Here is a 9,248-nt window from a genome sequence, read left to right on the forward strand (position 1 = left end):
TAGACGGTTACTACTTGATAGTCACCAGTTTATGATCAATGACTGCCCGGCCTTTAGTGAAACAACGGTTGTTTTACCTTGACTCATTAGCGTAGTCTGACCACCCATTCTCGACGAAATCGTAACGGTTTTTAGTTGACCACCGGCCCAGGTCATGGCCAGTTCGTAGCCCCCACGTGCCCGGAACCCCCGCACAGCACCACTCGCCCAGGCGTCGGGCAGGGCGGGCAACAGCCGGACACCCTCTTCGTCTGACTGAAGCAGCATTTCGGCTACGGCCGCCGTACCACCAAAGTTGCCGTCGATCTGAAACGGCGGGTGGGCATCGAACAGGTTGGGGTAGGTGCCCCCGCCACGGGCGTAGCTTGTTTTTACCCCGTCGGGCAGGACGTAGTGCAGCAACTCGCGGTACATTTTGTAGGCGTGGTTACCATCCCAGAGGCGCGCCCAGAGGTTTATTCGCCACCCTTTCGACCAGCCCGTTGTTTCATCGCCTTTGATTTCCAGCGTTTTACGACAAGCCCGTGCCAGGTCGGGCGTGCGGTCGGGCCGAATCTGGTGGCCCGGATACAGGCCAAACAAATGCGACTGATGACGGTGCCTGGGGTCAACGTCTTTCCAGTCGTGATACCATTCCTGCAAATTGCCCGCCGCCCCAATCTGATACGGGTACAGCCGCGCCAGGGCCCGGTCCAGACTATCGCGAAAGGGGGCATCTACGTTTAGCGTCTTGGCCGCCAGGGCCGTCTGGGTCAGGCACTCCCGGATCATGGCCAGGTCGGCGGTGCTGCCATAGAGCGTGGCTCCCTTGTAGCCGTCGGGAGCCAGAAACTGGTTTTCGGGCGAGGTAGAGGGCGAGGTAATGAGGTTGCCGTTTTTGTCGTCTACCAGCCACGACAGGCAAAATTGGGCCGCCCCCTTCATAAGCGGATATGCCTGTTGGCGCAGGTAAGTTTTATCCTGACCAAAAGCAAAATGCTCCCACAAATGCGTGCTCAGCCAGGCCCCGCCCATGTTCCAGTTAGCCCACATAGGGTCACCTTTGCCAAAGTCGCCCACGGGGTTGCTCATGGCCCAGATGTCGGAATTGTGCGCCACCGACCAGCCTTTTGCCCCGTAGAACGTGCGGGCGGTGATGGCACCCGTTTTGGCAAGCTGACCAATAAACGTCAGCAGGGGCTGGTGCATCTCGGCGAGGTTGGTATTTTCGGCGGGCCAGTAATTCTCCTCCACGTTGATGTTGGTGGTGTAATTACTACTCCAGGGCGGGCGGATGTACGGGTTCCAGATGCCCTGCAGGTTGGCCGGCACGCTGGGCGTACGCGAACTGCTGATGAGCAGATACCGTCCGAAATTGAAGTAGAGCGCTTCCAGATCGGTATCCTCTTTGCCCTCGGCATACCGTTTCAGGCGTTCATCGGTGGGTAAACTGGGAGCCGTACTTTTCCCCAGAGACAGGCTCACCCGGCTAAAAAGTCGCTGGTAATCAGCTACATGCGTTTGCTTGAGTTGAGCATAGGACTTGGCAAACGCATTGTTCAGCCGGTCGGTGGCCAGTTGTGTATCGGGTAGTCCCTGCGTGGCAGGATCCTTGTCGAACCCGTTGAAGCTGGTAGCCATCGACACAAAAATGAGCGCCTCGGTACCTCCCTGAATTCCCAGCGTACTGTCGGTGGTGACGAGGCGGCCATCAGTCTGTTTGATTTTGGCGAGGGTCGTAAAGCGTGTACCACGGGCGGGGTCAAACACCACGGCATTGGGCAGGTCGCCCCGGTAACTCGGCTCCGACCGAACGGGGGCCGTTCCCCTGGCCATCAGTATGTTGTTGGCTACCGTTACCTGATTACGCAGCAGGCTATTGAACGTCAGCGAAAACGACAGTGCTCTCCGCTGGCTGCTCCTCAGCCGGATCACCATGAGCTGGTCGGGCTTCGAGACAAAGTATTCCCGCGTGTAGGTTATTCCGCCAACGGTGTACCGCACCAACGACGTAGCATCGGTCAGGCTAAGCTGCCGGTAGTATTTTTGGCTCGCCGCGCCGTGACCTGTCTTGATAAACAGCGTACCCAACGGGGCAAACGATTCCGAAAACTTCCCCTGTAGCATTCGGTTGAGCTGGTCGGCTTCTTTGTAGTCTTCCCGTTGCAGTGCCGCCCGAATAGCCGGTATGTTTTTGTACGCGTCGGGGTTCATATTGGCCTGAACAGGCTCACCCGACCAGAGCGTGGCGTCGTTGAGGTAGATTTTGTCTGTCCCCACCCCACCAAACACCGTAGCGCCCTGTGTGCCGTTGCCCAGTACCAGCGCTTCTTCAAAATACTGCGCAGGCTGGTTATACCATAGCGTCTTATCGGGCTGTTGCGCAGGGGCGGGCCTGGCGGTGATAACAAATAAAAGCAGGACTATTTTTTTCATGCAGCGCGCAGTTAACCGTTTTCAGAAAAGCACTGCTTTTTCAGCTACTACTTGACCTACCGGTCAACTACGCCCCGTTTCGCCACTCATCACGCATTGGTTTCCTTTCATGTAATCACTAACCCCGACGTTACGGTATGTAACGTCGGGGTTGTATTTTTAGGACTTGTCTCAGGACAAAACCCTATCAATAACTGAAAAACCAATACGCATGAAACGAACCTTATGGCTGCTGGCCGTGGGCACCTGCCTTTACGCACAAGCCCCAGCCCAGTCGAAAAAATCCCCGGCCAAACCCTCACCTATGCAGGCGGTCGTGAAAGCAGGGGCCGCCAACGGCGCAAAATCAACAGCTGCTTCATCAGCCACGGCTGGCCGCATCAAATTCACCGAATTTGACATGCCCAATGGCCTGCATGTTATTCTGCATCAGGACAATAGCACACCGCTGGTGGCCGTGACGATGATGTATCACGTAGGCTCGAAAAATGAGCAGACCACCCGCACCGGTTTTGCCCACTTCTTTGAACACCTGCTGTTTGAAGGCTCGGATAACATTAAGCGGGGCGAATACATGAAGATCGTGAAAGGCAACGGCGGTCAGCTCAACGCCAACACCAGCCAGGACCGCACGTTCTATTACGAAGTGATGCCGTCGAACAAGCTCGAACTGGGTCTGTATCTGGAGTCAGAGCGGCTGTTGCACGCCAAGATCGACGAGAAAGGGGTGGAAACGCAGCGGGAAGTGGTGAAGGAAGAGAAACGCCAACGGATTGATAACCAACCCTATGGCTCCATCTTCACCGAAGTACTCAAGCATGCCTACACTAAGCACCCTTACCAGTGGGCGCCCATCGGCTCGCTTGAACACCTCAACGCCGCCACCATCGACGAGTTCCGGCAGTTCTACAAAGACTTCTACGTACCCAACAACGCCATCCTGTCTATTGCCGGCGACATTGACCCTGCTCAGGCGAAGACGCTGGTAAACAAGTATTTCGCCGAAATTCCGAAGGGAACAAAGACCGTCTACCGCCCCAACATCAAAGAGCCGGAGCAGACAAAAGAGGTGCGCGATACCATCTATGACAACATCACGCTGCCCGCCGTGGTGCAGGCCTACCACATCCCCGCGCAGGGCACGCCCGACTCGTATGCCGTGGAGGTGTTGCAGACTATTCTGGCCGGGGGCGAAAGCTCACGCATGAACAAGGAGATTGTCGACAAGCAGCAAAAGGCGCTACAGTCGGCGGCGTTTCCGGTGGCTAACGAAGATTCGGGATTATTCCTGACGTATTCAATTGCTAACCAAGGCGTTAAACCCAACGACCTGGAAGCAGCCGTGAACACTGAAATCGACCGCGTGAAGAAAGACCTGGTCACGGATGCTGAACTGACGAAAGTGAAAAACCAGCTCGAAACCAATTTCGTGAACCAGAACGCCCGCATTTTCGGAGTGGCCGAAAACCTCGCCAACTACAAAATGTATTACGGCGACGCCAACCTGATCAACACCGAAATTGACCGCTACAACAAAGTCACCAAGGAAGACGTCCGCCGCGTGGCGAACCAATACCTGAAGCCCGAAAACCGGGTAGTGTTGTATTATTTACCGAAAGCAAAATAATGACGTTCAAACATACCCTTCTGGGCCTTTCACTGCTAACGACTGCAGCCGTTGCCCAGACCCCGCTCGACAGGAGCAAATTACCCGCCGACGCCCCCGCGCCGCAGATCAAAATTGGCAAGCCCGAATCCTTCACCCTCGCCAACGGCCTGAAGGTGTTTGTGGTCGAAAATCACAAGCTGCCCCGCGTGGCCGTCAACCTCGTACTCGACCGGGAGCCGCTGCTGGAAGGCGACAAGGCAGGGGTGAGCAATTTCGCCGGGCAACTCCTGCGGACGGGCACCAAAACCCGCACCAAAGAGCAACTCGACGAAGAAGTTGACTTCATCGGTGCCGATCTAAGCACGTCTGCCACAAACGTTTACGGTCGTTCGCTGACTAAAAATGTGGGCAAGTTGTTCGAACTAATGTCGGACGTGGTGCTGAATCCGGCGTTCCCGCAGGCTGAACTCGACAAGCTCAAAAAGCAGACCAAATCAAGCCTGGCGTCGCAGAAAGACAATCCGAACGCCATTGCCAGCAAGGTTGCCAACGTGGTGATGTTTGGCAAAAATCATCCCTACGGTGAGCAGCAAACGGAAGAGTCGGTGGACAAAATCACCCTCGACGACGTAAAGAATTATTACACCACTTATTTCCGCCCCAACATTGGCTACATGGCGGTAGTGGGTGATATTACACTGGCGCAGGCCAAAGCACTGGTCGAGAAATCGCTGGGTAGCTGGCAGCGCGGCGACGTGCCCAAGCCCACCTACCCGGCCCCCGCGCCCATTGCCAAAACCAAAATCGCGCTGGTCGACCGGCCTTCGTCGGTGCAGTCAGTAATCTCGGTGGTGTATCCCGTGGTGCTGAAACCGTATTCGCAGGAGACCATTCTGGCGAGTGTGATGAACGATATTCTGGGCGGGTCGGAGGCGCGGCTGTTTAACAACCTCCGCGAAAAGCACGGCTACACCTACGGCGCGTACTCGAACCTGAGCGGCGACCGGCTGATTGGCCGGTTCCGGGCAGGGGCCAGCGTGCGTAATGCGGTGACGGACAGTTCGGTGGCCGAGATCATGAACGAACTGAAGTCGGTAAGCAGCAGCCCCGTTACGGCAGCCGAGTTGAAGCAGACCAAAAACGCGTTTGGGGGTAACTTCATCTTCACCCTCGAAGACCCGCAGACCATCGCCAACTTCGCCATCAACACGGCCCGCTACAACCTGCCGGAAGACTTCTTTGCCAACTACCTGAAATACGTTGACAACATCACCGAAGCGGACGTATCAACAGCGGGCAAGCAGTTTATCAAGCCCGATAACGCCGTAATTGTGGTGGTAGGCAAGGCGGGCGAGATTGCCGACAAGCTAAAACGGTTCGGCGACATTGAGTACTACGACAACAAAGGCAACCGCGTGGAGGCCCCCAAAGCTGCCGCTGCCGTGCCCGTGGGCATGACCGCCCAGCAGGTGATTGACAAGTATGTGGCAGCCATTGGTGGAAAAGATGCCCTGATGAAAATTCAGGACATGAGCATCCAGATGAGCACCGAAGTACAGGGCAGAGCCATGCTGATGACCCGCAAAGCCAAGGCACCCAACAAGTCGGTTATGTCGGCCACGATGATGGGCATGGAGATGTTCAAGACCGTCAGCGATGGCACGTCGGCTTCGCGGACCATGCGTGGCGAAACCAAAAAATTAGACGGTAAAGACGCCGATCAGATGCTGGTGCAGGGCGGTCTTTTCCCCGAACTACGCTACGCCGACAACAAGGTTACAAGTACGTTGGAAGGCACCGAAAAAGTTGACGGCAAAGATGCTTACCGGGTGAAAAACACTACCGCCAGCGGCCTCACCTGGACCGACTTTTTCGACACCACTACTGGCCTGAAAGTACAAACCATGTCGACACAAAAAGGACCGCAGGGCGAGGTTGTGCAAACCGTAGGTTATGCTGATTACAAAGACGTGAACGGCGTGAAAATCCCCTACACGATCAGGCAGCCAATGGGCCCCATGAACATGGTGCTTTCGGTTGATAAAGTAGACGTAAATAAAGGCTTGAAAGACGCTGACTTCAGTGTGAATTGATATTAAAAGGTTTGACCACAGAGCCACATTGAGCATAGAGACTTCTCTCCGTGTTTTCTGTGGCTCTGTGTTTTTATACCCTTATCTATGCGATTACTGTTTCTGTTGCTCCTTCTTCCCCTGACCACCCTGGCTCAAACATCCGTACGTGACACGTTGCTGACCGTGCGCACGCGCACAAACCTGACAAGCCTTTACTACGGCCAGGGCACCGACCGCCTCGGTGGGGCCAAACGCGAAACGCTGGACTCAGGGGTGGTGTTACGCATTACGGGGGTGGCCGACAACCTGTATCGCGTAAGGCTGGCCCCAAACCAAACGGGATTTGTGCCAATGGAGCAGGTACGGGCCGATTCTGTACCCAAACTGCAACCCGACAGCCTGCTAAATACCCTGCCTGCTGCATTGCCTCGCCCTGCTCTGCTTACCGGCAACTGGACCGTCTATGGCGATAGCCTCTTCGACTACATAGCCATTCGCCTGCCCGAACGCTTACCCTACCAGAGTGCTACCGAACTGGCCCCCAACCGCCTTACGCTGGATATCTTCGGAGCCACTATCAACACCAACTGGATCACGCAGTTACGAACCCTACAAACCGTGGAACGGGTCTGGTTCGAGCAGGTGGGCGATGAACACATTCGCGTATTTATAGCGTTGAAAACGCCCCGGCATGGACCGACTCACTGGGGTTTTTCACTGTATTACCAGCGCACTACGCTCATGATCCGGCTGCGGCGTCCACCGGCGGGGCGGTCGCTGCGGGGTATGGTCATTGCCGTTGATGCCGGACATGGAGGCAGCAACACGGGTGGGAAAGGCATTCAAACGGGTCAGTTGGAAAAAGATCTGGCCCTCGACGTGGCGCGGCGGTTACAAACGTACCTGACAAAAGCCGGAGCGCGGGTGGTGATGGTGCGCGAAACGGATACCACCCTCGGCCCCACCGACCGGATCAGGGCCATGCGGAAGCTGTTACCCAATCTGCTGGTGAGCATTCATTTCAACTCGTCGGCGGTCCAGCCGCTCCGGCGTGCCGGTTCGGGTGGGGCGGGGGCACGGGGCCTGAGCACGTATTACAAACACCTTGGTTTCAGGCCGTGGAGTCAGGCGGTGCTCACCGAACTGCTGGCTAAGCTGCCCCTGCCGGAGTTCGGCAACGTGGGAAATTTCAATTTCTTCTTCAACAGCCCTACCGATTACCCCAACCTGCTGGTGGAAGGTCCCTTTCTGAGCAACCCTGCCGACGAGGCCCTGGCCACCGACCCCAATTTTCGCCAAAAAATGGCGAAAGCAATCTGGAAAGGCTTAAAACGGGTGCGGCGCCATTGATTAATGCACGCCATGTAGGTGTGCTGAACCGTTCACGAAAAAAAATCTATCTATTCCATATAGAAACAATCTTTACCAAAAGTAGACGTTAGCTTTGAGTTCAATGGTGCTTTATTCATACTACTGTACCCTTTAATCGACCTCCGCCTGTGGCTTCGTTCAGTGCGTATCTTACGGTGGGCAGTTTCAAGACGTGGGTTAATTCCGTCGAAATAAACATGCACCAGGAGGTTGATGTACTGGTGCGACCGGCCTCACCAACCTACGGCGGTAAGCTCACGGTGGCCTTCAACTCGACCGACGATTCGCTCGTGACGGGCTGGATGTTCGACCCGGCTATGCAGCTAAACGGCACAATTACCTACGTCGACCCGAGCGGCATTACCCTGAAAGAGATAGCCTTCATAAACGCGTACTGTATTGATATGCAGGAAGAATTCGACGGTACCAGTTCGGCGGTGAGCATGATTACGACCATTGTTATTTCGCCCGAAAAGGTCATTGTGGGCGGCATTCAGCACAACAATAACTGGCCCGCTATCGAGGCGCACTAACCCCACTCAGGCATGGCAGCTTCTATCGAATCGACATTCCACGTTCCCGGCATGCAACCCATGACGCTCATGCACTGCCACTACGAGTTTGTGCAGCCCGACGACGTGAAGGGTCGCCCAAAAGCGGGGGTACGCAGTGGCATGATCCGGGTATCGTTGTTAGGGTCGGACAATGGTGTTTTATGCAGTTGGGGTGTTGACCCGTTAAAGGCCCTCAGCGGGCACATTACGTTTAAGGACCTGGAAGGGCGCACCCTGAAAACGCTCTATTTCTACGACACCTACTGCGTGCAATACCGCGAAGTGTTCATGGCCGGGGGCGACACAGCCGCCTATACTTTTGATTTATCACTGACCGCCCGCCGCATCAACCTCGACAACAAATTACACGACAACAACTGGCTCGACTGGATGCCGCATCAATAAGATGGAATACAGACTCATCTTATCGGGGACTGTTAGCAAAGCGTATGTTGAAAACAGGATACGGGATTGGCTGCGGGCCAGCGTTTCTCAAAGCGCTCATACACCCCACCTAACGCCCCTGACTACCAGACGCCCAACGGCCACAACAGCCCGGCCTGTTTATGGCCCCCCAGCGCCTCAGCGATCTGTGGCGCCGTCGGCAAGTCCATTCAGCAGCCATCAGGTGTCCCGTGCCGGCGCGGTAGCCATTGCACCCGACATCCGCATTCAGCAGCTTAGCGAGATGGGGCGCCGGGAGGTGCACACGTTTGTGCTCAACGACCGCGAAGTGTTCATCATCCGGCAAGCGGGACTGCACGGACAGTGGGTACGGCTCAAACAGTCGTGGAGTTCAGCGCATCATCAGCAGGCCGCGCAGGCGGTCAGCGCGCCCGTTGGTCATTCGGAGTGGGGGCGGCTTGTGCAGGCAATGGAAAGCGGCGTTCACCAGTTGGGGCAGCAGGCTATAGATTCGGTGATGCAGTTTGTCCGCAGCCTGCTTACCTGGCAGGGTATTTTGCTTATTGTGGCTGTCACGGCCATTTTCATTTTGGGGGGCGAGGTGGCGCTGCTGCTGATGGGTGCTGTGGCGGTCTATGACCTGCTAATGAAGGTACTGCCTCTGCTGGTGAAGTTTTACCAAACCGCCATCAAGGCCACCACGCCCGAAGAGATTCATCGGGCAGGCACCTATTTTGCTCAGGCACTGCTCAACGGGGCACTTGATGTTATTGCGGTTTACTTTGCTGCCGGGGCTTATCGCCGTCTGCTGGTATTGGG

The 9,248-nt window shown here is 55.8% G+C and carries 7 protein-coding genes; 6 read left to right on the top strand and 1 reads right to left on the bottom strand.

What is annotated here, in order from left to right; genetic code table 11:
- Window positions 1–21: 21 nt before the first annotated feature.
- Complete coding sequence (locus J2I47_RS14190; protein WP_207365241.1) at window positions 22–2,415, bottom strand: glycoside hydrolase family 95 protein; 2,394 nt, start codon at window positions 2,413–2,415, stop codon at window positions 22–24.
- A 211-nt stretch (window positions 2,416–2,626) separates the two neighbouring features.
- Here J2I47_RS14190 and J2I47_RS14195 point away from each other — a divergent pair, with 211 nt between their 5' ends.
- From J2I47_RS14195 to J2I47_RS14220, 6 genes are all read left to right on the top strand, one after another.
- On the top strand, window positions 2,627–4,042 hold the full coding sequence (locus J2I47_RS14195) for a M16 family metallopeptidase (RefSeq protein WP_229374602.1): 1,416 nt from the start codon (window positions 2,627–2,629) through the stop codon (window positions 4,040–4,042).
- Window positions 4,042–6,117 carry a M16 family metallopeptidase gene (locus J2I47_RS14200; RefSeq protein ID WP_207365242.1) on the top strand — a complete coding sequence of 692 codons (2,076 nt, stop codon included), beginning with the start codon at window positions 4,042–4,044 and terminating at the stop codon, window positions 6,115–6,117. The genes J2I47_RS14195 and J2I47_RS14200 overlap by 1 nt, the downstream gene beginning before the upstream one ends.
- Window positions 6,118–6,204: 87 nt before the next feature.
- Complete coding sequence (locus tag J2I47_RS14205; protein WP_207365243.1) at window positions 6,205–7,449, top strand: N-acetylmuramoyl-L-alanine amidase family protein; 1,245 nt, start codon at window positions 6,205–6,207, stop codon at window positions 7,447–7,449.
- A 149-nt stretch (window positions 7,450–7,598) separates the two neighbouring features.
- Window positions 7,599–8,003: a type VI secretion system tube protein TssD gene (tssD, locus tag J2I47_RS14210; protein ID WP_207365244.1), complete on the top strand. Its 405-nt coding sequence runs from the start codon at window positions 7,599–7,601 to the stop codon at window positions 8,001–8,003.
- Between the two features lie 12 nt (window positions 8,004–8,015).
- On the top strand, window positions 8,016–8,429 hold the full coding sequence (gene tssD / locus J2I47_RS14215) for a type VI secretion system tube protein TssD (protein ID WP_207365245.1): 414 nt from the start codon (window positions 8,016–8,018) through the stop codon (window positions 8,427–8,429).
- Between the two features lie 223 nt (window positions 8,430–8,652).
- On the top strand, window positions 8,653–9,248 hold a 596-nt coding region (locus tag J2I47_RS14220; protein WP_207365246.1), incomplete at its 3' end, for a hypothetical protein.

Origin of the sequence: Fibrella rubiginis (assembly GCF_017353185.1) — a bacterium.
Taxonomy (GTDB): domain Bacteria; phylum Bacteroidota; class Bacteroidia; order Cytophagales; family Spirosomataceae; genus Fibrella; species Fibrella rubiginis.

Excerpts from the sequence above, each read along its gene's own strand:
- J2I47_RS14190 (WP_207365241.1), bottom strand. The coding sequence starts at position 2,415 with ATGAAAAAAATAGTCCTGCTTTTATTTGTTATCACCGCCAGGCCCGCC.
- J2I47_RS14195 (WP_229374602.1), top strand. The coding sequence starts at position 2,627 with ATGAAACGAACCTTATGGCTGCTGGCCGTGGGCACCTGCCTTTACGCA.
- J2I47_RS14200 (WP_207365242.1), top strand. The coding sequence starts at position 4,042 with ATGACGTTCAAACATACCCTTCTGGGCCTTTCACTGCTAACGACTGCA.
- J2I47_RS14205 (WP_207365243.1), top strand. The coding sequence starts at position 6,205 with ATGCGATTACTGTTTCTGTTGCTCCTTCTTCCCCTGACCACCCTGGCT.
- tssD (WP_207365245.1), top strand. The coding sequence starts at position 8,016 with ATGGCAGCTTCTATCGAATCGACATTCCACGTTCCCGGCATGCAACCC.